The sequence below is a fragment of the Microbacterium sp. P5_E9 genome (assembly GCF_054049175.1).
Map to the genome: position 1 here is coordinate 363,100 of NZ_JBFUMV010000001.1, position 20,351 is coordinate 383,450.

General features: G+C 69.6%; 21 protein-coding genes. 19 read left to right on the top strand and 2 right to left on the bottom strand.

Annotation, left to right across the window (positions count from 1 at the left end; translation table 11 throughout):
• Position 1: 1 nt before the first annotated feature.
• The gene (holA, locus tag ACXJ3V_RS01845) at positions 2–1,039 is read left to right on the top strand and encodes a DNA polymerase III subunit delta (protein WP_457098549.1); all 1,038 of its coding nucleotides are present in this window, start codon (positions 2–4) and stop codon (positions 1,037–1,039) included.
• A gap of 142 nt (positions 1,040–1,181) precedes the next feature.
• Here holA and rpsT read toward each other — a convergent pair whose 3' ends face one another.
• Positions 1,182–1,442, bottom strand: a complete 261-nt coding sequence (gene rpsT / locus ACXJ3V_RS01850; protein ID WP_457098550.1) for a 30S ribosomal protein S20 — start codon at positions 1,440–1,442, stop codon at positions 1,182–1,184.
• Positions 1,443–1,668: 226 nt separating this feature from the next.
• Here rpsT and ACXJ3V_RS01855 point away from each other — a divergent pair, with 226 nt between their 5' ends.
• Both ACXJ3V_RS01855 and ACXJ3V_RS01860 read left to right on the top strand, forming a co-directional pair.
• Complete coding sequence (locus tag ACXJ3V_RS01855; RefSeq protein ID WP_457098551.1) at positions 1,669–3,021, top strand: GH1 family beta-glucosidase; 1,353 nt, start codon at positions 1,669–1,671, stop codon at positions 3,019–3,021.
• Positions 3,018–4,265, top strand: coding sequence for an MFS transporter (locus ACXJ3V_RS01860; protein WP_457098552.1), 1,248 nt, complete (start codon positions 3,018–3,020; stop codon positions 4,263–4,265). Before ACXJ3V_RS01855 ends, ACXJ3V_RS01860 begins: the two co-directional genes overlap by 4 nt.
• Here ACXJ3V_RS01860 and ACXJ3V_RS01865 read toward each other — a convergent pair.
• Positions 4,254–4,979 (bottom strand): alpha/beta fold hydrolase, encoded by a 726-nt coding sequence (locus tag ACXJ3V_RS01865; protein ID WP_457098553.1) that lies wholly within the window; start codon positions 4,977–4,979, stop codon positions 4,254–4,256. The two genes, ACXJ3V_RS01860 and ACXJ3V_RS01865, sit on opposite strands and share 12 nt — an antisense overlap.
• Before the next feature lie 43 nt (positions 4,980–5,022).
• Here ACXJ3V_RS01865 and ACXJ3V_RS01870 point away from each other — a divergent pair, with 43 nt between their 5' ends.
• The 16 genes from ACXJ3V_RS01870 to era all read left to right on the top strand — a co-directional run bounded on the left by ACXJ3V_RS01870 (position 5,023) and on the right by era (position 20,343).
• Positions 5,023–6,168, top strand: coding sequence for a pyridoxal phosphate-dependent aminotransferase (locus tag ACXJ3V_RS01870; protein WP_457098554.1), 1,146 nt, complete (start codon positions 5,023–5,025; stop codon positions 6,166–6,168).
• Between the two features lie 107 nt (positions 6,169–6,275).
• The gene (locus ACXJ3V_RS01875) at positions 6,276–6,929 is read left to right on the top strand and encodes a hypothetical protein (protein ID WP_457098555.1); all 654 of its coding nucleotides are present in this window, start codon (positions 6,276–6,278) and stop codon (positions 6,927–6,929) included.
• The gene (locus tag ACXJ3V_RS01880) at positions 6,926–7,318 is read left to right on the top strand and encodes a sugar 3,4-ketoisomerase (protein ID WP_457098556.1); all 393 of its coding nucleotides are present in this window, start codon (positions 6,926–6,928) and stop codon (positions 7,316–7,318) included. Before ACXJ3V_RS01875 ends, ACXJ3V_RS01880 begins: the two co-directional genes overlap by 4 nt.
• The gene (locus ACXJ3V_RS01885; protein ID WP_457098557.1) at positions 7,315–8,403 is read left to right on the top strand and encodes a DegT/DnrJ/EryC1/StrS family aminotransferase; all 1,089 of its coding nucleotides are present in this window, start codon (positions 7,315–7,317) and stop codon (positions 8,401–8,403) included. Before ACXJ3V_RS01880 ends, ACXJ3V_RS01885 begins: the two co-directional genes overlap by 4 nt.
• Positions 8,390–9,265, top strand: coding sequence for a glycosyltransferase family 2 protein (locus ACXJ3V_RS01890; protein WP_457098558.1), 876 nt, complete (start codon positions 8,390–8,392; stop codon positions 9,263–9,265). The genes ACXJ3V_RS01885 and ACXJ3V_RS01890 overlap by 14 nt, the downstream gene beginning before the upstream one ends.
• 82 nt (positions 9,266–9,347) lie before the next feature.
• Entirely contained in the window at positions 9,348–11,201 is a 1,854-nt protein-coding gene (gene lepA, locus ACXJ3V_RS01895) for a translation elongation factor 4 (protein WP_457098559.1), read from the top strand.
• A 10-nt stretch (positions 11,202–11,211) separates the two neighbouring features.
• Complete coding sequence (locus ACXJ3V_RS01900; protein ID WP_457098560.1) at positions 11,212–11,862, top strand: DUF1990 family protein; 651 nt, start codon at positions 11,212–11,214, stop codon at positions 11,860–11,862.
• Positions 11,862–13,079, top strand: a complete 1,218-nt coding sequence (gene hemW, locus ACXJ3V_RS01905) for a radical SAM family heme chaperone HemW (RefSeq protein WP_457098561.1) — start codon at positions 11,862–11,864, stop codon at positions 13,077–13,079. The genes ACXJ3V_RS01900 and hemW overlap by 1 nt, the downstream gene beginning before the upstream one ends.
• A gap of 90 nt (positions 13,080–13,169) precedes the next feature.
• The gene (gene hrcA, locus ACXJ3V_RS01910) at positions 13,170–14,204 is read left to right on the top strand and encodes a heat-inducible transcriptional repressor HrcA (RefSeq protein WP_457098562.1); all 1,035 of its coding nucleotides are present in this window, start codon (positions 13,170–13,172) and stop codon (positions 14,202–14,204) included.
• 47 nt (positions 14,205–14,251) lie between these two features.
• Positions 14,252–15,370, top strand: coding sequence for a molecular chaperone DnaJ (gene dnaJ, locus ACXJ3V_RS01915; protein ID WP_457098563.1), 1,119 nt, complete (start codon positions 14,252–14,254; stop codon positions 15,368–15,370).
• Positions 15,371–15,373: 3 nt separating this feature from the next.
• On the top strand, positions 15,374–16,111 hold the full coding sequence (locus ACXJ3V_RS01920; protein ID WP_457098564.1) for a 16S rRNA (uracil(1498)-N(3))-methyltransferase: 738 nt from the start codon (positions 15,374–15,376) through the stop codon (positions 16,109–16,111).
• 23 nt (positions 16,112–16,134) lie between these two features.
• Positions 16,135–16,482, top strand: a complete 348-nt coding sequence (locus ACXJ3V_RS01925; protein ID WP_457098565.1) for an HIT domain-containing protein — start codon at positions 16,135–16,137, stop codon at positions 16,480–16,482.
• Between the two features lie 43 nt (positions 16,483–16,525).
• The gene (locus ACXJ3V_RS01930) at positions 16,526–17,554 is read left to right on the top strand and encodes a PhoH family protein (RefSeq protein WP_457098850.1); all 1,029 of its coding nucleotides are present in this window, start codon (positions 16,526–16,528) and stop codon (positions 17,552–17,554) included.
• Positions 17,551–18,021 (top strand): rRNA maturation RNase YbeY, encoded by a 471-nt coding sequence (ybeY, locus tag ACXJ3V_RS01935; RefSeq protein WP_457098566.1) that lies wholly within the window; start codon positions 17,551–17,553, stop codon positions 18,019–18,021. Before ACXJ3V_RS01930 ends, ybeY begins: the two co-directional genes overlap by 4 nt.
• The gene (locus ACXJ3V_RS01940) at positions 18,018–19,415 is read left to right on the top strand and encodes a hemolysin family protein (protein WP_457098567.1); all 1,398 of its coding nucleotides are present in this window, start codon (positions 18,018–18,020) and stop codon (positions 19,413–19,415) included. The genes ybeY and ACXJ3V_RS01940 overlap by 4 nt, the downstream gene beginning before the upstream one ends.
• On the top strand, positions 19,408–20,343 hold the full coding sequence (gene era, locus ACXJ3V_RS01945) for a GTPase Era (protein ID WP_457098568.1): 936 nt from the start codon (positions 19,408–19,410) through the stop codon (positions 20,341–20,343). The genes ACXJ3V_RS01940 and era overlap by 8 nt, the downstream gene beginning before the upstream one ends.
• Positions 20,344–20,351: the final 8 nt, after the last annotated feature.

Below are 20,351 nucleotides of genomic sequence, written 5' to 3' on the forward strand. Positions count from 1 at the left end.
CATGGCTGCCCCCGCACGACGACCCGCCGCGTCGCGCGCGAAGAGCGCCATCCCGCAGCTCTCCTGGCGTGATCCGCAGCCGGCCCCGATCGTCCTCATCTCCGGCCCAGAAGAGGTGTGCGCCGAGCGTGCGACGAGCGTCCTGCGCGACTACCTTCGCGCCGAAGACCCGAGCCTCGAGGTCTCCGACATCCGTGCCGATGACTACGTCGGCGGCACGCTGCTCGGGCTGACGTCGCCTTCGCTGTTCGGCGAGCCGCGCCTGGTGCGGATCTCCGGCGTCGAGAAGTGCTCCGACGCCTTCCTGTCTGAGGCGATCAGCTACCTCGCCATGCCGCAGGAAGGCGCGACGGTCCTGCTGCGGCACACCGGCGCGACCGTGCGGGGCAAGAAGCTCCTCGATGCGATCCGGTCGGGTGAGGGCGGAGGCGTCGAGATCGCGTGTCCCGCGATCAAGCGCGACGGCGACCGCTTCGACTTCGCGGCCGGTGAGTTCCGCACCGCTAAGAAGCGGATCGCGCCGGCGGCGCTGCGCTCGCTGGTCTCGGCGTTCAGCGACGACCTCACCGAACTGGCCGGCGCCTGCCAGCAGCTCATCGCAGACGTGCCAGGCGACATCACCGAGCAGATCGTCGAGCGCTACTACGGCGGCCGGGTCGAGACATCTGCGTTCGCCGTCGCCGACACGGCGATCGCCGGCCGCTACGGCGAGGCGCTGCTGTCGCTCCGGCACGCCCTCGCCTCGGGCGCCGACCCCGTTCCGATGGTCGCGGCGATCGCGTCGAAGCTGCGCACGATGGCGCGCGTCGCGGGCAGTCGCGAATCGTCGGGGGCGCTGGCCGCCCGGCTGGGGCTGAAGGACTGGCAGGTCGACCGGGCGCGCCGCGATCTCGCGGGCTGGACCGAATCGACGCTCGGCATGTCGATCCAGGCTGCGGCGAGAGCGGATGCCGAGGTCAAGGGCGCCTCGCGCGATTCCGTGTTCGCGCTCGAGCGGCTGGTCACCGTCATCGCCACCCGCGCGCCGTACGGTTCCTGAGTAGGCGCGCAGCGCCGTATCGAAGGGCGGTTCCTGAGTAGGCGCGCAGCGCCGTATCGAGGGCGGCGCGCGGCACCCTGCGAATGCCAGAAGGCCCGCACCCCTGACGGGGACGGGCCTTCTGTGCTTCGACCGGTGCGGCTCAGAGAGCAGCGACCTGCTTGGCGATCGACGACTTCTTGTTGGCGGCCTGGTTCTGGTGGATGACACCCTTGCTCGCGGCCTTGTCGAGCTTCTTGGTCGCGGTGACCAGAGCCTTCTCGGCAGCGGCCTTGTCGCCGGCGGTGATGGCATCGCGGGTGCGACGCACCGCGGTCTTCAGCTCGCTCTTGACTGCCTTGTTGCGCTCGTGCGCCTTGTCGTTGGTCTTGTTGCGCTTGATCTGCGACTTGATGTTCGCCACGTGTCGACGTTCTTTCGTTCGGGGTTTTCGATGGAAGTGCCGGACGCCATGAGAGGGATGTCGTGCGGCGGTCGTGCGGGAAGAACCCACACGCAAGTCAAACACCGAGTCTATCAGGTTCAGCCGGGACTCCCCGCCTGTGCGCAGTGGTACGGACCGGGCTGCCGGATGAGGGAAGATCGGATGCGTCAACCCGAGGCGTCTCCAAGAGCGAAGGAGCTCTGCCGTGTCCGATCACGTTCCCCACGAAGCCCTGCGCGGCCTGCGCTGGTCGGCAGCGACCGCCGCCTTCCAGATCGAAGGCGCGCGCGGCGAAGGCGGCCGCGGCCGCTCGATCTGGGACGACTTCGTCGAGACCCCGGGTGCCGTGCGCGACGCTGCCACGGCCGAGCCGGGCCCGGACAGCTTCCACCGCTACAAGGAAGACGTCGATCTGCTCGCGCGCCTCGGCGTCGATCGGTACCGGTTCTCGATCTCGTGGGTGCGCGTGCAGCCGACCGGCACGGGACCCGCGAATGCGGCGGGCATCGACTACTACGACCGGGTCGTGGATGCGCTGCTCGACGCCGGCGTGACCCCGTTCCCCACGCTCTATCACTGGGACCTTCCCACGCCGCTCGAGCAGAACGGGGGATGGCTCAATCGCGAGACCGCCTACTGGTTCGCCGACTACACCGCGCTGGTCGCCGACGCTCTCGGCGATCGCGTGAAGCACTGGTACACCATCAACGAGCCCGTCTCCACATCGCTGCAGGGGTACGCGATCGGCGAGCTGGCCCCGCGTCGGCAGCTCCTGTTCGACTCCCTGCCCACCGCCCACCACCAGCTGCTCGCCCATGGCCTGGCCACCAGGGCCCTGCGCGAACGCGGCGCGGAGACGATCGGGATCGTCAACAACCACACCGACGTGCATCCCGCGTCCGCGTCCGAGGCGGACCAGGCCGCGGCATCCGTCTATGACATCCTGCACAACCGGATCTTCGCCGAACCGGTGCTGCTCGGCGCCTATCCCGACCTCGAGTCGTTCGGACTGCCGCCGATGCCGGTCGAGCCGGGGGATCTCGAGATCATCTCCTCGCCGACGGATGTCTACGGCCTCAACTTCTACAACCCGACCACGGTCGCCGCCGCCGCCGCACCGGAGAGCCCGATCCCGTTCGAGATCGTGCCGACCCCCGGCGCGGCCACCACCGGCTTCGGGCCCGACTGGCCGATCGTCCCCGAGTCGCTCACGAACGTGCTGGTGGACTTCCACGAGCGCTACGGCGAGCAGCTGCCGCCGATCATCGTCGCGGAGAACGGCGCGTCCTTCCCTGAACCTGACGCCGTCACGGAACGGCTCGTGGATGCCGAGCGCATCGCCTACCTCGCCGGTCACATCGCGGCCGTCGGACGGGCGCGCGAGCGCGGCGTGCCGGTCGAGGAGTACACCGTGTGGTCGCTGCTGGACAACTTCGAGTGGGCCGAGGGATTCACCCAGCGATTCGGACTCGTCCACGTCGACCACACCACCGGAGAACGCACGCCCAAGGCGTCGTTCGACTGGTACCGCACTCTCATCGAGGAGGCACGAGCGTGACCACCACCACAGGACGCGTCGGGGCGAAATGGTTCGTGCTGTTCACCCTCGCCTGGCTGGCGCTGTGGACAGTGCAGCTCACGCCGCTGCAGCTGCTCATTCCGCTGCAGCTGAACACCCCGGATGACGCTGACGGATGGATCTCCGGCGTCGTCTCATCGGGGCTCGTCCTCGCCCTGGGCGGCGTGGCCGGCGTCATCGCCGGCCCCCTGGCCGGCGGGCTCTCCGACCGCACCCGCGGCGCGTTCGGCAGGCGTCGCCCCTGGGCGATCGTCGGCGTGGCTCTCGGCACCGTCTCCCTCGTGGCCATCTCGTTCGCCGAGGGGCCGTGGGGCGTCGGTCTCGCGTGGATCGGCGTGTCGGTGGGCACCGCGGTCGCCTCCGCTGCCTTCACCGCGCTCATCGCGGACCAGCTCACGACGCAGCGCGGCACGGCGTCGGCCGCCGTCTCCTCCTCGCAGGCGCTCGGCATCATCGTCGGCGTCGGCGTCATCGTGCTGCTCGAGCTCGGCACCCTCACCGGCTACCTCGTGCTCGCCGGGTTCCTCGCCGTGGTCGGAGTCGGTGCGGCGCTGCTCCTTCCGGATCCCCCCGTACCGGCCCAGTCCGCGGTCGCCCGCGAACAGCGCGCCCTCTCGGCCCGGCTCGCCGCCCTGCGCGACCGCGACTTCGCGTGGATGCTCGGCGGCCGGCTGATCGTCAACATCGGCAACGCCCTGGGCACCGGGCTCCTGCTGTTCTTCCTGCTCTACGGCCTGCACCGCGATCCGGCGGCGGCCGAGGACGACCTCCTGCTCCTGATCGTCATCTACACCGTGTTCGTCGTCGCGTCCTCGATCGTGTCCGGCGCGGTCTCCGACCGCACCGGCAAGCGGATCGGAATCGTCGTGTGGTCGGCGATCGTGCAGGGGCTCGCCGCGGTGTTCATCGCGCTCTTCCCGACGTACGAGTCCACGATGATCGGGGCGGCGCTCCTCGGCATCGGCTATGGCGCGTACATGTCCGTCGGACTCGCGCTGGGCACCGATCTGCTGCCGTATCCCGAGGATCACGCACGCGACCTCGGCTTCGTCAACGTCTCCGCGAGCCTCGGGCAGCTGCTCGGACCGCTCATCGGGGCCGGGCTCGTCGCACTCGTGGGCGGCTTCCCGCTGATGTTCGCCGTCGGCGGGGTGCTCTCCATCGTGGGCGGGCTCATGACGCTCGCGATCCGCAAGCGGACGCCGGCGCCGTCAGTCGTCTGAGCGCTCGAGGGTCGTGATCGCGACATCGAGCATGGCGTTGAACACCCGTGGTCGCATGACAGTGACGTGGTGCGTCGTGCGCGGCACGACGATCAGCTCGGCGTGCGGCGCCACCCGCAGGAAGAGCCGCTCGTTGACCCGCAGCTGATCCCACTGGCCGTTGATGAACCACAGCGGCACCTGGATGCGACGCAGCGCCGCGAGCAGGTCGAGGACCGACAGGCTCCGCAGCGCGATGTCCTGGGCATCCAGGGCATACCCACCGGCGCCGAAGTCGCCGCGGGTCTCGTCCGGCAGGATGCGATCGAGCATGCGGTTCGTGAGCCACATGCCGCGGTCGGGCAGCGAGTCGAATCCGCGTGCCATCGCGCGGTACGCGCTGAGTGCCGGTCCGCGCGGAATGGCCGTGCAGGACGCGGCGATGAGCCCGGCGACGGGCGGCGAGTCCTCAAGCCCGGTGTACTCGACGCACAGCAGCCCACCCATGGAGTGACCGACGAGCAGAACGGGGCCGCGGGTCGCGGCATCCTGAGCCGCGTCGTCGATGGTCGCAAAGGCGCCCTCGAGGGTGAACTCCTCGTCCATGCGCGAACCGTGCCCAGGCAGGTCGACAGCGGTGACCGAGTCGCCCCGCTCCGTCAGGTGCGCGACCTGAGCCCGCCACATCGTCGCGGACGTCCGGATGCCGTGCACCAGAACGACCTGGACCCCCATCGCCCCAGGCTAACCGCTCGCACGCGCCCCTAACATGAGCCACATGCCACAGATCGCGGCCCACATCGCAGCCATGCCCGGCTCGGGCGTCCGACACATCCTCGAGCGGGCGCTGGCTCGTCCGGACACGATCATCCTGGCCGTGGGCGAGCCGGGCGAAGTGGTGTCGCGGGCGGTCCGCGACGAAGCCGCCGCCGCGTGGCGCGAGGGTGACACGCGATACACGCCGAACGGCGGCATCCGTCCGCTGCGCGAGGCGATCGTCGCCAAGCTCGCGCGCGAGAACGGCCTCGTGGTCGACCTCGAGCAGGTCTGGGTGACGGTGGGGGCGACACAGGCGCTGCACATGGCGATGGCGCTCGTGCTGTCGCACGGAGACGAGGTCCTGGTGCCCGATCCCGGGTACACCACGTTCACGATGAACGCCCATCTGCTGCAGGCGGTGCCGGTGCCTTACGCGCTGCACCCCGAGCGGGCCTTCCAGCCGGATCTCGCCGAGCTCGAGACCCTCATCACGGCGCGCACCCGCGCGATCATCGTCAACACCCCGTCGAACCCGCTCGGCTCGACGTTCGACCTGGTGACGCTCACGGCGCTGTTGGACCTCGCCCGCCGGCACGATCTGTGGGTGATCAGCGACGAGGTCTACGAGCGCTTCACCTGGGGCGCCCCGCACGTGAGTCCGGCGACGATCGACGGCGCGCGCGTGCTCTCGGTGTTCTCGACCTCGAAGACCTACGCGATGACCGGCGCGCGCGTCGGCTGGCTGGTCACCCCGCCGGGGTGGCGCCCCACGATGCTGCGCGTGCAGGAGGCGCTCGTCAGCTGCGTCGATGCGCCGGCCCAGCGCGCCGCGGTCACCGCGCTGACGGGGAGTCAGGATGCCGTCGCCCACGCCGCCCGGCACTACCGCGAGAACCTCGCCGCCGCGATGGCCGAACTCGACCGGCGCGGCATCCGGTATCTCACGCCGACGGGCGCGTTCTACCTGTGGATCGATGTGTCGCACGCGTCGGGAGGCGATGTCATGGCGTGGTGCGAGCGGTTCCTCGACGAGGCCGGCGTCGCGGTCGCTCCCGGCTCGGCGTTCGGCGCGTCGGGCGAGGGCTGGATCCGCGTGTGCGTGGCGAGCGACCTGGAGTCGCTCCTCGAGGGACTGCGTCGGCTGCCGGCTCCGAGCTGGGCCTGAACGGCGAACCCGGCATCACCGCGGCGGGGTTCCGCGCGTGCGAAATCTCGCCGTAACCGCGTGCTGGCATTCTGGGCGCAACAACGGCCCACCCGAGGATCGGACGCATGATCGACATCGTTGTGAACGGAACCGGCCCGCTCGGGCGGATGGTGTTTCACCTCCTCGACGCCGACGACCGGTACCGCGTGCGCGCCTTCACAGCGGATCCCCGTTACTGCACCGAGCCGGCGCTGCTCGGCGTGCCGCTGATTCCGCACGATCAGATCGTCGCGACCCTGTCGCCGGACGACGTCGAGTGCCTTTCGGTGCTCGGCGGACTCGGGGGATGGCAGCTCCGCCGCGACCACGTCGCGACGATGCGCGACCGCGGCTACCGGCACACCAACTACGTCCATCCGAGCGCCGTGGTCCAGGGCGTGCAGGCGTGGGGAGCGAACAACATCGTGTTCCCGTTCTCGACGATCGGCTTCGGGGGAGTCCTGGGCGACGACAACATCCTCAGGGAGAAGGTCTACCTCGGCCACGACCATCGACTGGGCGACCACACCTTCATCGGCGTCGGGGCGACGATCGGCGGCGGGTGCACGATCGGCGATGGCGCCTACATCGCCATGTCGTCCACGGTGACGAACGACCTCTCGATCGGCGAGGGTGCTTTCGTCGGGATCGGCAGCCTGCTCCTGAAGGATGCCGCACCGGACACCCGCTACTACGGGCATCCCGCCCGGCCGCGCACCGTCGACAGCGCACCGGCATGAGCCTGGTCGACCGGCTCGACCGCCACAGCGATGCCCGGGGACACCTGGTCGCCGTCACCGCCGGCGAGAACGTTCCGTTCGAGATCCGGCGCGTGTTCTGGATCTTCGGCAATACCGCGGGGCTGCCGCGCGCGGGCCACGCGAGTTCCCGCACGACCGAACTGCTCATCAGCGTCGCCGGGTCGTGCCGCGCGACCCTCGACGGGCCGACGGGTGTCCACGCGGTCACGCTGGACCGCCCGGATCACTCGCTGCTCGTTCCGCCGCTGACCTGGTTGGAGCTGTCTGAGTTCACGGTGGACTGCGTGCTCCTCGTCCTCGCCGACACCGAGTACGCCGCCGACCACACGATCACCTCGCTCGACAGCCTCCGCGCCGGTCGAGCATGACCATCCCGTTCTACGACCTGCGTGCGGTCAATGACCGGCATCGCCCGGCGATCGACGAGGCCATCACCGCTGTCCTGGACTCCGGACTCACCATCCTCGGCCCGCAGACCACCGCGTTCGAGACGGCGTTCGCGGGATTCTGCGGCACCCGCAACGCCGTCGGGGTCGGCAACGGCCTGGATGCCCTGTCGCTGATCCTCCGTGCCCTCGAGCTGGGTCCGGGTGATGAGGTGATCGTGCCCGCCAACACCTTCATCGCGACCGTGCTCGCCGTCACAGCCAACGGCTGCACTCCGGTGTTCGCCGATCCCGACCCGGGGACGATGCTGCTCGACCCCGCGACGATCGAAGCCCTCATCACCCCGCGGACCCGCGCCATCATCGCCGTCCACCTCTACGGCCGCCTGTGCGACATGGACGCCCTTTCGGCCATCGCGCGCCGGCACGGCCTTCGACTCATCGAGGACGCCGCGCAGGCGCACGGTGCAGAGCGCAGCGGTCGACGAGCGGGGGCGTGGGGCGACGCCGCCGGGTTCTCGTTCTACCCGACGAAGAATCTCGGATGCCTCGGCGACGGCGGCGCCGTGACCACCGACGACGACGCCTTGGCCGAGAAGATCCGGATGCTGCGCAACTACGGCTCGGCGCAGAAGAACGTCCACGCGCTCGCCGGGGTCAACTCGCGCCTCGACGAGCTCCAGGCCGCCGTGCTGAACGTCAAGCTGCCGCGCCTTGACGAGGAGAATCACCGCCGCCGCGCCATCGCCGCACGCTACGTCGAGCTCCTGGGGGAGACCGGGCTGGTCCTGCCTGACCCCGGAGCGGGCGACCACGTGTTCCACCTCTTCGTCGTCCGCACGCCCGAGCGGGACCGCGTGCAGGCTGCCCTCGAAGCCGCCGGGGTGGGGACGGCGATCCACTACCCGACGCCGCCGCACCGCCAGCCCGCGTACCGGGGTCTCGCGCATCGGCCCCTCCCGACCGCGGAGCGGCTCGCCGCCGAGGTGCTGAGCATCCCGCTGCAGCCGGCGCTGACGGACGGGCAGGTCGAGCGCGTCGCCGAGGTGCTCCGTGGCGTCGCCTGAGCTCGTCTCGGCGCTGGTGCCCGCCTACAACCACGCCGGGTACGTCCGCGAGTGTCTCGAGGCGTTGGCCGCCCAGACCCACCGTCCGCTCGAACTGATCATCGGCGACGACGCATCCTCCGACGGCACCGCCGACGAGATCCATTCGTTCCTCCGCGAACGGGGCGGAGCGTTCGATCGCATCGTGTTCCGCCCCAGTCCGGTCAACCGCGGCACCGCGGCGACACTGAACGATCTGCTTCAGCATGCGCGCGGTCGCTACCTGTTCCTCAACGCGTCGGACGACCGCGCCGAACCTCACGCGATCGCCACACTCGTCGCGGTGCTGAATTCCGATCGACGCGCTGCGCTTGCGGTCGGGGACAGCATCCTCATCGACGACTCCGGTCGACGGATATCCTGGCACCCGCACTTCGAGGTACGGACCGAAGAGTCCACGGCGAGTCACGGGACCTGGGTCGACCATTTCAAGACCCTGAATCGGGCGGGGGTGTTCGAAGCCGAACTGTTCGGGAAGGCGGGCACCCTCTACCGGGCGCACTACATCCCGAACGGCAAGCTCTTTCGGCGGGCCGCAGTCGAGAGAGTCGGCGGCTGGCGGTCGGGGATGCTCGAGGACTGGGATCTGAACTTCCGCCTCGCCTGCCGATACCGCCTCCGTTTCGTCGACGAGGTGCTGTTCGCCTATCGCTGGCACGCCTCGAACACGATGCGCGATCCGCAGCGCATGTCCGACCTGCATGCAGCGACCGAGGCGGCCAATGACCGCGAGCTTCGCAATCGCGTCGTTTATCGTCGTGTGAGTGCTCACCTCGAGGAGGGCACACAGCTGCCTTCGTGGTCGGTGCTGCGCAAGGGCTGAGACGGTGGAGCCGGCCCAGATGTGCAGGCTGAGCGCAGCCCGCACCGTCTGATCAGGCGTGCCACCGTAGAATCGATGGGACATGTCACCCCGCGCCCCGAAGCCCCTCCAGCCGTCCGCGACGCCGCCTGAGCTGATCCGCAACTTCTGCATCATCGCTCACATCGATCACGGCAAGTCGACGCTCGCCGACCGCATGCTGCAGATCACCGGCGTGGTCTCCGACCGCGACATGCGTGCGCAGTACCTCGATCGCATGGACATCGAGCGCGAGCGCGGCATCACGATCAAGAGCCAGGCCGTGCGCATGCCGTGGGAGGTCGACGGGCAGACCTACGCGCTGAACATGATCGACACCCCCGGACACGTCGACTTCACCTATGAGGTCAGCCGTTCCCTCGCCGCGTGCGAGGGCGCGATCCTGCTGGTTGATGCCGCGCAGGGGATCGAGGCGCAGACGCTCGCGAACCTCTACCTGGCGCTCGAGAACGACCTGCAGATCATTCCGGTTCTCAACAAGATCGATCTGCCGGCCGCCGACCCGGACAAATACGCGAAGGAGCTGGCCAGCCTCATCGGCGGCAAGCCGGAGGATGTGCTGCGGGTGAGCGGCAAGACCGGGATGGGCGTCGAGGAGCTGCTCGAGCACGTCGTGCAGCAGATTCCCGCGCCGAAGGGCGATCCGAACGCGCCGTCTCGCGCCATGATCTTCGACTCGGTCTACGACTCCTACCGCGGTGTCATCACCTACGTCCGCATGATCGACGGCACCCTGAACCCGCGCGAGCGCATCCAGATGATGTCGACCCGCGCGATCCACGAGCTTCTCGAGATCGGCGTATCGTCGCCGGAGCCGATCCCGAGCAAGGGTCTCGGCGTCGGCGAGGTGGGCTACCTGATCACCGGCGTGAAGGATGTGCGCCAGTCGAAGGTCGGCGACACCGTCACCAACGCCGCCAAGCCCTCGAAAGAGGCCCTGCCCGGGTACACCGACCCGAAGCCGATGGTCTTCTCCGGCCTGTACCCGATCGACGGCAGCGACTATCCGCTGCTGCGCGAAGCGCTCGACAAGCTGAAGCTGTCGGATGCCTCGCTCAACTACGAGCCGGAGACCTCGGTCGCGCTCGGCTTCGGCTTCCGCTGCGGCTTCCTCGGGCTGCTGCACCTCGAGATCGTCACCGAGCGCCTCGAGCGCGAGTTCGGCCTCGACCTCATCTCGACCGCGCCATCCGTGACCTACGAGGTCACGACCGACGACAAGAAGACCTTCGTCGTCACCAACCCGAGCGAGTTCCCCTCCGGCACCAAGATCGCGAGCGTCACCGAGCCGATGGTCAAGGCCGCGATCCTGGCGCCGAAAGACTATGTCGGCACGATCATGGAGCTCTGCCAGTCGCGCCGCGGAACGCTCCTCGGCATGGAGTACCTCGGCGAGGATCGCGTCGAGATCCGCTACACGATGCCGCTCGGCGAGATCGTGTTCGACTTCTTCGACCATCTCAAGTCCAAGACCGCCGGCTACGCCTCGCTCGACTACGAGCCGAGCGGACACCAGGAGGCCGACCTGGTGAAGGTCGACATCCTGCTGCAGGGCGAGGCGGTCGACGCGTTCAGCGCGATCGTGCACCGCGACAAGGCGTACGCCTATGGCGTGCTGATGACCGAGCGCCTGAAGAAGCTGATCCCGCGCCAGCAGTTCGAGGTGCCGATCCAGGCCGCCATCGGCGCGCGCATCATCGCCCGCGAGTCGATCCGCGCGATGCGCAAGGACGTGCTCGCGAAGTGCTACGGCGGCGACATCAGCCGGAAGCGCAAGCTGCTCGAGAAGCAGAAGGAGGGCAAGAAGCGCATGAAGATGGTCGGGCGCGTCGAGGTCCCCCAGGAGGCGTTCATCGCCGCGCTGTCCGGAGATGTCGAGACCAAGGCCGCGAAGTAGGCTGGTTCGCATGCGCCGCGGAACGTTCAATGACGAGACGGTCGACTACGCCGCCGTCGGGGCGACCCAGGCTCCGGATCTCATGGGGTACCCACCGGAGCGCAGCATCCCCGCCGAGGAGTCCTGGCGCATCGGCAGCGGCGATGTCCGGTTCCAGACCGCCAGCGACGCGCTGCTGTCGTGGACCGCGCAGCGGGGCGCCGGCCTGAACATCAAAGACGTGCGGCCCGCGTCCGGTCCGATGTACTCGGGCGTCAGCTTCGACGCCGAAGGCAACCCCATCGCGCCGAGCCGGGCCGAGGCCGATCAGCGCTTCGACGCCGACGGCACACCGTATGTCGCCGCGGGCACCACGATCACCGTCGAGGGACGCGTGCGCGGGATGGATGCCGATGGCGAGCTGCGCGTGATCTTCGCGATCGAGGAGCCGCGGCGGGTCGGCTTCGCGCTCGGCACCGTCGACGGTTCGGTCGTGAGCGGCGAGGAGTCGTTCATGCTCGAGTGGCACCAGAACGACGAGGTGTGGTTCACGGTCCGCGCGTTCGACGCTCCCGCCGCGTGGCTGTATCGCCTGCTGCCCGCACTCACCCGGCGTCGGCGCCGGGAGCTGTTCACGCGGTATCTGCGCGCCATCTCGCCGCTGTACACGACTCCGTCCTGATGGGCGCGGCGCTCCCGCTCGGCGAGCCCGTGCCGTCCAGCGGGGCGCTGCCGGACGGCGTGACGATCGACCCGGATCAGCAGTTCGGCGTGTATCTGCATGTCCCGTTCTGCCGCGTCCGCTGCGGGTATTGCGACTTCAACACGTACACGTCGGGCGAGCTCCAGGGCGCTCGGCAGGACCAGTACGCCGACACGCTGCTGCGGGAAGTCGCACTCGCACGCGACGTGCTCACCTCGGCCGGCGGCATCCGTCCCGCCTCGACGGTGTTCTTCGGCGGCGGCACCCCGACGCTTCTTCCCGCGGGGGATCTCGCGCGGATGCTCGACGGCATCCGGGAGACGTTCGGCCTGGTCGACGGCGCGGAGATCACGGTCGAGGCCAACCCCGACACCGTCACGCCTGCTGTGGTCGCCGAGCTCGCCGCGGCGGGGGTGACGCGCCTGTCGATCGGGATGCAGTCCGCGGTCCCGCATGTGCTGGCCGCACTCGACCGCACCCACAACCCGGCGAACGTCGCCACCGCCGTCGAGGCGGCGCGCGCTGCCGGTCTGGACGTGAGCCTCGACCTCATCTACGGGGCTCCGGGGGAGTCGCTCGACGACTGGCGGCGTTCGCTGGAGACCACGATCGCCCTGCGCCCCGACCACATCTCGGCCTACGCGCTCATCGTCGAAGAAGGGACCAAGCTGCACCGGCAGATCCGCCGCGGCGAGGTGCCCGCCCCGGATGACGATCTGCAGGCGGACATGTACGAGCTGGCGGATGAGCTGATGGCCGCCACCGGGTGGGAGTGGTACGAGATCTCGAACTGGGCACGCGATGCCTCGCAGCGCTCGCGGCACAACCTGGCGTACTGGCAGGGCTATGACTGGTGGGGGTTCGGACCCGGGGCGCACAGCCATGTCGCCGGCGTCCGATTCTGGAATGTCAAGCATCCGGCCGCCTACGCCCAGCGGCTCGCCGTCGGGGAATCGCCGGCCGCCGGCCGGGAGCAGCCCGACGGGGTAGCCCGCGAACTCGAATCCGTGCTGCTGCGCTCGCGGATCCGCGAGGGACTGCCGGTCTCGGAGGTTCTCGGCACCGGGCGCCACGCCGTGGCGGGCCTCATCGCAGACGGTCTGATCGACGGCACGGCCGCCGTGCACGGGCGAATCGTGCTCACGCTGCGCGGCCGGCTGCTCGCCGACGCGGTCGTCCGCGCGCTCACGCCCTGACGCGCCTCCGGCTCTCCGTCGCCGGATCCGGTAGAATTGGCACTCGCCAGAAGAGAGTGCCAGTCCAGCAGGTCAGCGTGAGGAGGCGGCATGGTCACCGATCGAGGTCTGCAGGTGCTGCGGGCGATCGTGCAGGACTACGTCGACACCCGTGAGCCCGTCGGCAGCAAGGCGATCGTCGATCGTCACGCCTTCGGCGTGTCCGCGGCGACGATCCGCAATGACATGGCCCTCCTCGAGGAGGAGGAGCTGATCGCGGCGCCGCATACGTCCTCCGGGCGCGTGCCGACCGACAAGGGCTACCGCGTCTTCGTGGACCACCTCGCCGCGCTTCGGCCGCTCACTTCAGCCCAGCGCCACGCGATCGGCTCGTTCCTCGATGCCCCCGGCGATCTCGACGACCTCCTCGTGCGCACCGTCCGCGCCCTCACCCGGCTGACCGGTCAGGTCGCCATCGTGCAGTACCCGTCGTTCGCGCGGGCCAGTGTCTCGCACCTCGAACTGGTGCAGATCGGCTCGGGGCGGATGATCGTGATCCTCGTGACCGACACCGGCCGGGTATCCCAGCGGGTCGCGCTCGTGCGGGTCGACCTCGACGACGACGCCATGGCCCGACTGCGCACCACGGTCTCGGATCTCATCGTCGGCCGTCCGGTGCGAGACGGCGTCCAGCGTGTCGCCGACTTCCTCGCCGCGGCGCAGACGCCTGGCAAGACGGATGCCGCGGCGAACGCGGTCGTGCACGTCGTCGCCGAAGAGCTCGACGAGTTCCGGCAGGACCGCCTGGTGATGGCGGGCTCAGCGAACCTGGCCCGCAGCGAAGCAGACTTCCGCGGGAGCATCTACCCCCTCCTCGAGGCGATCGAGGAGCAGGTCACGCTCCTGAAGCTCATGAGCGAGATGGTCGCGGACGAGCACGGTCTCGCCACGAGCATCGGACGCGAGAACGAGGCGTTCGGCCTGGGCGAGGCATCCGTCCTCGCCAGCGATTACGACGCGACGGGCGCGCGGGCACGAGTGGGCCTGCTCGGTCCGATGCGGATGGACTATCCGACGAATCTCGCGGCGGTGCGTGCCGTCGCGCGGTATCTGAGTCGGATCCTCGACGACGAGCACACGCGCTGACGGTATGACCATACGATCCCGCGCACAGCGCGGGCGGGAAGGCGATTGTGGCTGACCACTATGAGGTTCTCGGCGTCGCGCGCGACGCGACGCCGGACGAGATCAAGAAGGCGTACCGGCGCCTGGCGCGCGAGCTGCACCCGGACGTGAACCCGGGGGCCGACACTTCGGAGCGATTCAAGCTCGTGACGCACGCGTACGACGTGCTGAGCGACCCGGAGCAGCGGGCGCGCTACGACATGGGCGACTCGCCCTTCGGCGGGGCGGGCGGCGCCCAGGGCTTCGGCAGCTTCGGCGACATCTTCGAGACGTTCTTCGGCGCGGCATCGGGCGGCGGACGGCCGGGGCGCCCGCGTTCGCGGCGCGAGCGCGGCCAGGACGCGTTGGTGCGCGTCACGCTCGAGCTCAAGGACGTCGTGTTCGGCGCGCACCGCGAGCTGGAGGTCGACACGGCCGTCCTGTGCGAGACGTGCACGGGTTCGTGCTGCCAGCCCGGCACCTCGCCGGTGACCTGCGACATCTGCCACGGCGCGGGACATGTCCAGCGCCAGGTGCGCAGCCTGCTCGGCAACGTGGTGACCAGCCAGCCCTGCGGCTCCTGCCAGGGCTACGGCACGACCATCCCGTACCCCTGCGCGACCTGCCAGGGTCAGGGCCGCGTCCGCGCCCGCCGCACGGTGTCGATCGACATCCCGGCCGGCGTCGAGACCGGTCTGCGGCTGCAGCTCCCGGGCTCCGGCGAGGTCGGGCCCGCCGGTGGTCCCAACGGCGACCTGTACCTCGAGGTGACCGTCGCGGCCAACGAGATCTTCAGCCGGGAGGGCGACGACCTGCTCGCCACCCTGCAGGTCTCGATGCCGGATGCGATCCTCGGCACGACCACGACGATCGAGTCCCTCGACGGTCCGGTCGAGCTCGAAGTGCGCCCTGGCATTCAGGCCGGCGACGTGCTTACGATCAAGGGCCGCGGCATCACCCCGCTGCGTGGATCCCAGCGCGGCGACCTCCGCGTGGGCGTCCACGTCGTCACCCCGACGCGGCTCGACCACAAGGACCGCGTGCTGATCGAGGAGTTCGCCAAGCGGACGAAGCTCCCGGCACCGCACCTCGCGGAGTTCCACCAGGGCCTGTTCGCAAAGCTCCGCGACCGCTTCCGCCAGGGCTGACGGATGCCGCTGCACTTCCTCCTCGATGAGCCCACGCGGGCGCTGCCAGGCGACGCCGTCGCGCTGACCGGACCCGAGGCGCATCACGCCGCGGCGGTCCGGCGCCTGCGGACCGGGGAGGAAGTCAGCCTCGGCGACGGGCACGGCGCCTGGCTCGACGGGGTCTGCGAAGAGGTCTCACCGCGGCTGGTCAGCATCCGCATCACGGCACGCACGGACATTCCCGCGGCGGCGCCGCGACTCGTACTCGTTCAGGCGCTCGCGAAAGGCGACCGCGACGAGCTCGCCGTGCAGGCCGCGACCGAGCTCGGCATCGACGAGATCGTGCCTTGGCAGGCTGCGCGCAGCGTCTCCCGGTGGGACGCGGCGAAGGCGCAGAAGGGCCGCGCGCGGTGGGCGACGATCGCCCGAGAGGCCGCCAAACAGGCCCACCGCCCCTGGCTCCCGGAAGTCTCGGCGCTGGCCACCACGCGCGACCTCGTGGCGCGCGGCGCCTCCGCCCGCGTCCTCGTCCTCGAGCCGACCGGGTCGGCGGCGCTCACGACCACCGCCTTCGACTCCGCCGATCTCCGCGACATCCTCCTGGTCGTCGGCCCGGAAGGGGGCATCGCGACCGAGGAGCTCGATCTCCTCGCCGCTGTCGGTGCGGAGATCGTCCGTCTCGGCTCGACCGTGCTGCGCACCTCCACCGCGGGCCCCGCGGCGCTCGCGGTGGTCAGCGCGGCCATCGGCCGCTGGTGAAGACCCGCCGGTAGACTCGGAATATGAGCGAGCCGTCGATCTTCACCCGGATTCTGCAGGGTGAGATTCCCGCTGAGATCATCGCCGAGACCGAGAACGCCTTCGCCATCCGCGATGTCGCGCCGCAGGCACCAGTGCATCTGCTCGTGATCACGAAGTCGCAGGAGTACCGCAACGTCGTCGAGCTCGCCGCGGGCGATCCCGCGCTGCTCGCCGAGGTCGTAGGTCTCGCCAACAGCGTCGCCGCCGAGCATGCCGACGGCGACTTCCGGCTCGTGTTCAACACCGGCCCCGGCGCCGGTCAGACCGTCCCGCACGTGCATGCGCACGTGCTGGCGGGCGGCCTCGCGGAGAAGACCGTCGGTGCCTGACGAGAATCCCACCGTCGACCGCGTCTACGCGGACGGCGTCGCCATGGTCCAGCTCCTCGGTCCGCAGGATCGGCTGCTGCGCGTCGTCGAACGCGAGCACCCGCAGGTGGATGTCCACGTCCGCGGCAACGAGATCACCCTGACCGGCGAGGCGTCCGCGGTCGCCGCTGCCCGGTCGCTCGTGGACGAGCTGCTCGAGATGGCCCGTGCCGGGCATGAGCTCGCGCCATCCGACGTGTCGTCCTCTGCCCGGATCCTCGAGACCGAGGGCGGACCTCGTCCGTCCGAGGTGCTCGGCGAGGCGATCCTGACGTCGCGAGGTCGCATCATCCGTCCTAAGACCCTCGGTCAGAAGGCGTATGTCGACGCGATCGAAGAGAACACGATCGTGTTCGGCATCGGACCTGCGGGCACCGGCAAGACCTACCTCGCGATGGCCAAGGCCATCCAGGCGCTGCAGCGCAAGGAGGTCAGCCGCATCATCCTGACTCGGCCGGCCGTCGAGGCGGGGGAGCGGCTCGGCTTCCTCCCCGGCACGCTCAACGACAAGATCGACCCGTATCTGCGGCCGCTCTACGACGCGCTCAACGAGATGCTCGACCCGGACCTCGTCCCCAAGCTGATGGCGTCCGGCACCATCGAGGTCGCGCCCCTGGCGTACATGCGTGGCCGCACGTTGAATGACTCCTTCGTCGTGCTCGACGAGGCCCAGAACACCACGCCCGAGCAGATGAAGATGTTCCTCACCCGACTCGGATTCGGCACCCGGATGGTGGTCACCGGCGACATCACGCAGATCGACCTGCCTCAGGGCGCCTCGGGGCTGCGCCTCGTCACGCGCGTCCTCAACCAGATCGAGGACATCCACTTCTCGTATCTGACGAGCGACGACGTCGTCCGGCACTCGCTCGTCGGCCGCATCGTCGACGCGTACACCGAGTACGACGAGCGGCGCCTGGCGGCTCGTCGCGAGCGGGACGAGGCATCCGAATTCGCCAACCGGGCCGACCGGCGTGCATCGTCGCGCGCGCCCGGTCCGCACGACCATCTCCCGAAGCGAGGCCGCGCATGACCATCGAGATCAACAACGAGTCCGCGATCCCGATCGACGAGACTGTCCTGCTGCGGCTCATGGAGTACAACCTCGCGGAGCTGCACGTCAGCGCCGACGCCGATGTGGCGATCGTCCTCGTCGACGAAGGCGCGATGGAGGCGCTGCACGTCCAGTGGATGGACGAGCCCGGCCCCACCGACGTGCTGAGCTTCCCGATGGACGAGCTGCGCCCGGGCACCGAGGATGTGCCGACGCCGCCAGGGCTCCTCGGCGACATCGTGCTGTGCCCGCAGGTCGCCGAGACCCAGGCGGTCGCCGCCAAGCACTCGACGATGGACGAGCTCATCCTGCTGACCACGCACGGCCTCCTGCACCTGCTCGGGTTCGACCACGCCGAACCCGACGAGGAGAAGGAGATGTTCGCGCTCCAGAAGGACCTGATCGTGGGCTTCCAGCACACAGAACGACGACGAAGCCGCGCATGACGCCTCTCCTCCTGCTGCTCGCGGCGGTGCTGCTGATCGCGTTCGGCGGTCTCATGGCGGCGATCGACGCGGCGCTGGGGGTGACCTCCCGTCAGGGGATCGCGGAGCTCGGTCTGAGCGGTCGCAACGCGCAGGCGCTGCGCCGGATCGCCGACGACCCCGATGCCCATGCCAACGCTGTCGTCTTCATCAGGGTGCTCGCCGAGACCACCGCGGCGGTCCTCGTCACGGTGGCGCTGACGCTGCTGTTCGACAGCATCGGGTGGGCGATGCTGGCGGCCGCCGTGATCATGACAGGAACGTCGTTCGTGATCGTCGGCGCCAGTCCGCGCTCGTGGGGACGTCAGCACGCCAAGCAGCTGCTGCAGGGCGCGGCACCGATCATCCGCGGGGTACGGGTCATCCTCGGGCCGCTCGCGCACGCGCTGGTGGCCATCGGCAACCGGGTCACCCCGGGCGTCGCCCGGGGTGCGTCCTTCGCCTCCGAGGAGCAGCTCCTCGACATGGTCGACGAAGCGGCGTCGCAGGACCTCATCGAAGAGGATGACCGCGAGCTCATCCACTCCGTCTTCGACTTCACCGACACGTTCGTGCGCGCCGTCATGGTGCCGCGCACCGACATGGTGACGGTGGATGCCTCGGCCTCCACCCGCGACGCGATGAACACGTTCCTCCAGAAGGGCATCTCGCGCGTCCCGATCGTCGACGACGAGGCCGACGACGTCGTCGGCATGCTCTACCTCAAGGATCTTGTGCAGTTCGCGTACGGCCACGAGGGCGGATGGCGGGATGCCCCGATCAGCCGGATCGCGCGGCGCGCGGTGTTCGTCCCGGAGTCGATGAAGGCCGAGCGCCTCCTCCAGCAGATGAAGCGCGATGCCGTGCACGTGTGCCTCGTCGTGGACGAGTACGGCGGCGTGTCGGGCCTGGTCACTCTGGAGGACCTCATCGAGGAGCTCGTCGGCGAGATCGCCGACGAATACGATCCGCGCGCCGAGGAGGTCGTCGAGCTCGAGCCCGGCCGCTACCGCGTCAGCGCGCGACTCGGCCTCGACGAAGTCGGCGACCTGTTCGGCCTCGAACTCGAAGACGAGGACGTCGACTCGATCGGCGGTCTCCTCGGCAAGGCCCTCGGGCGGGTGCCGCTCCCGGGTGCTACCGCGCAGTACGACGGCCTCGTGCTGACCGGGGGAGCCTCACGCGGTCGCGGCCGGGGACTCGCCACGGTGTTCGTGGAGCGCGGCGAGGCACTCGAAGCAGCCGAAGATGCGCTCGGCTCGGCACCCCGTGCGACCGGCACCAAGAACGGCAAATCGAAGACCGGCGAGATTCGCAAGCCGAAGACCGGCGAGATCCGCGTTTCACGCGGGAAGAAGGGAGATCGGGATGGCTGATGCAGCATCCTCCGACCAGAGCGCGGAGTCCGGCTCTGGGGAGGGACGATCCGGCTTCGTGACGTTCGTCGGACGACCGAACGTGGGCAAGTCGACGCTCACGAACGCGCTGGTGGGCGAGAAGGTCGCCATCACGAGCGACAAGCCGCAGACGACGCGACGCGCCATCCGGGGCATCCTGAACCGCCCGGCCGGCCAGCTTGTGATCGTGGACACGCCGGGGCTGCACAAGCCCCGCACGCTGCTCGGCGAGCGGCTCAACTACCTCGTCGAGCAGGTGCTCGGCGACGTCGACGTGATCGGCTTCCTCGTGCCAGCGAACGAGAAGGTGGGTCCTGGCGACCGCCGCATCGCCGAGTCGCTCAGCGGCTACGGCCGCGCGAAGAAGGTGGCGATCGTGACGAAGACGGATGCCGCGACCCGCGAGCAGATCACCGAACGGCTCCTCGAGGTCGACGCCCTGCGCGAGGACTGGGACGCCGTCATCCCGCTCTCGGCGCTGGCTGACGACCAGCTCGATGTGCTGACCGACGAGCTGCTCGGGCTCATGCCGGTGGGTCCTCAGCTCTACCCGGATGGCGTGGTCACCGACGAGTCGAACGAGGACCGCATCGCCGAGATCATCCGCGAGGCGGCTCTCGAAGGGGTGCGCGACGAGCTGCCGCACTCGATCGCGGTGGTCGTGCAGGACATCGCGAAGCGCGAGAACTCGGATCTCACCGACATCTGGGCCGACCTCGTCGTCGAGCGCGACAGTCAGAAGGCGATCATCATCGGGCACAAGGGGTCGCGGCTGGCGTCGGTCGGCGCGCGGGCTCGGGCCGGCATCGAGCCGCTGATCGGCTCACGCGTCTACCTATCGCTGCACGTCCGAGTCGCCAAGGAGTGGCAGCGCGATCCGAAGCAGCTGGGGCGCCTGGGGTTCTGACCCGCGGT

Excerpts from the sequence above, each read along its gene's own strand:
- holA (WP_457098549.1), top strand. The coding sequence starts at position 2 with ATGGCTGCCCCCGCACGACGACCCGCCGCGTCGCGCGCGAAGAGCGCC.
- hemW (WP_457098561.1), top strand. The coding sequence starts at position 11,862 with ATGGGCGCGGCGCTCCCGCTCGGCGAGCCCGTGCCGTCCAGCGGGGCG.
- ACXJ3V_RS01925 (WP_457098565.1), top strand. The coding sequence starts at position 16,135 with ATGAGCGAGCCGTCGATCTTCACCCGGATTCTGCAGGGTGAGATTCCC.
- ybeY (WP_457098566.1), top strand. The coding sequence starts at position 17,551 with ATGACCATCGAGATCAACAACGAGTCCGCGATCCCGATCGACGAGACT.
- ACXJ3V_RS01875 (WP_457098555.1), top strand. The coding sequence starts at position 6,276 with ATGATCGACATCGTTGTGAACGGAACCGGCCCGCTCGGGCGGATGGTG.
- ACXJ3V_RS01920 (WP_457098564.1), top strand. The coding sequence starts at position 15,374 with ATGCCGCTGCACTTCCTCCTCGATGAGCCCACGCGGGCGCTGCCAGGC.
- lepA (WP_457098559.1), top strand. The coding sequence starts at position 9,348 with ATGTCACCCCGCGCCCCGAAGCCCCTCCAGCCGTCCGCGACGCCGCCT.
- ACXJ3V_RS01930 (WP_457098850.1), top strand. The coding sequence starts at position 16,526 with ATGGTCCAGCTCCTCGGTCCGCAGGATCGGCTGCTGCGCGTCGTCGAA.
- ACXJ3V_RS01870 (WP_457098554.1), top strand. The coding sequence starts at position 5,023 with ATGCCACAGATCGCGGCCCACATCGCAGCCATGCCCGGCTCGGGCGTC.
- ACXJ3V_RS01885 (WP_457098557.1), top strand. The coding sequence starts at position 7,315 with ATGACCATCCCGTTCTACGACCTGCGTGCGGTCAATGACCGGCATCGC.
- era (WP_457098568.1), top strand. The coding sequence starts at position 19,408 with ATGGCTGATGCAGCATCCTCCGACCAGAGCGCGGAGTCCGGCTCTGGG.
- ACXJ3V_RS01880 (WP_457098556.1), top strand. The coding sequence starts at position 6,926 with ATGAGCCTGGTCGACCGGCTCGACCGCCACAGCGATGCCCGGGGACAC.
- ACXJ3V_RS01900 (WP_457098560.1), top strand. The coding sequence starts at position 11,212 with ATGCGCCGCGGAACGTTCAATGACGAGACGGTCGACTACGCCGCCGTC.
- ACXJ3V_RS01865 (WP_457098553.1), bottom strand. The coding sequence starts at position 4,979 with ATGGGGGTCCAGGTCGTTCTGGTGCACGGCATCCGGACGTCCGCGACG.
- ACXJ3V_RS01940 (WP_457098567.1), top strand. The coding sequence starts at position 18,018 with ATGACGCCTCTCCTCCTGCTGCTCGCGGCGGTGCTGCTGATCGCGTTC.
- hrcA (WP_457098562.1), top strand. The coding sequence starts at position 13,170 with ATGGTCACCGATCGAGGTCTGCAGGTGCTGCGGGCGATCGTGCAGGAC.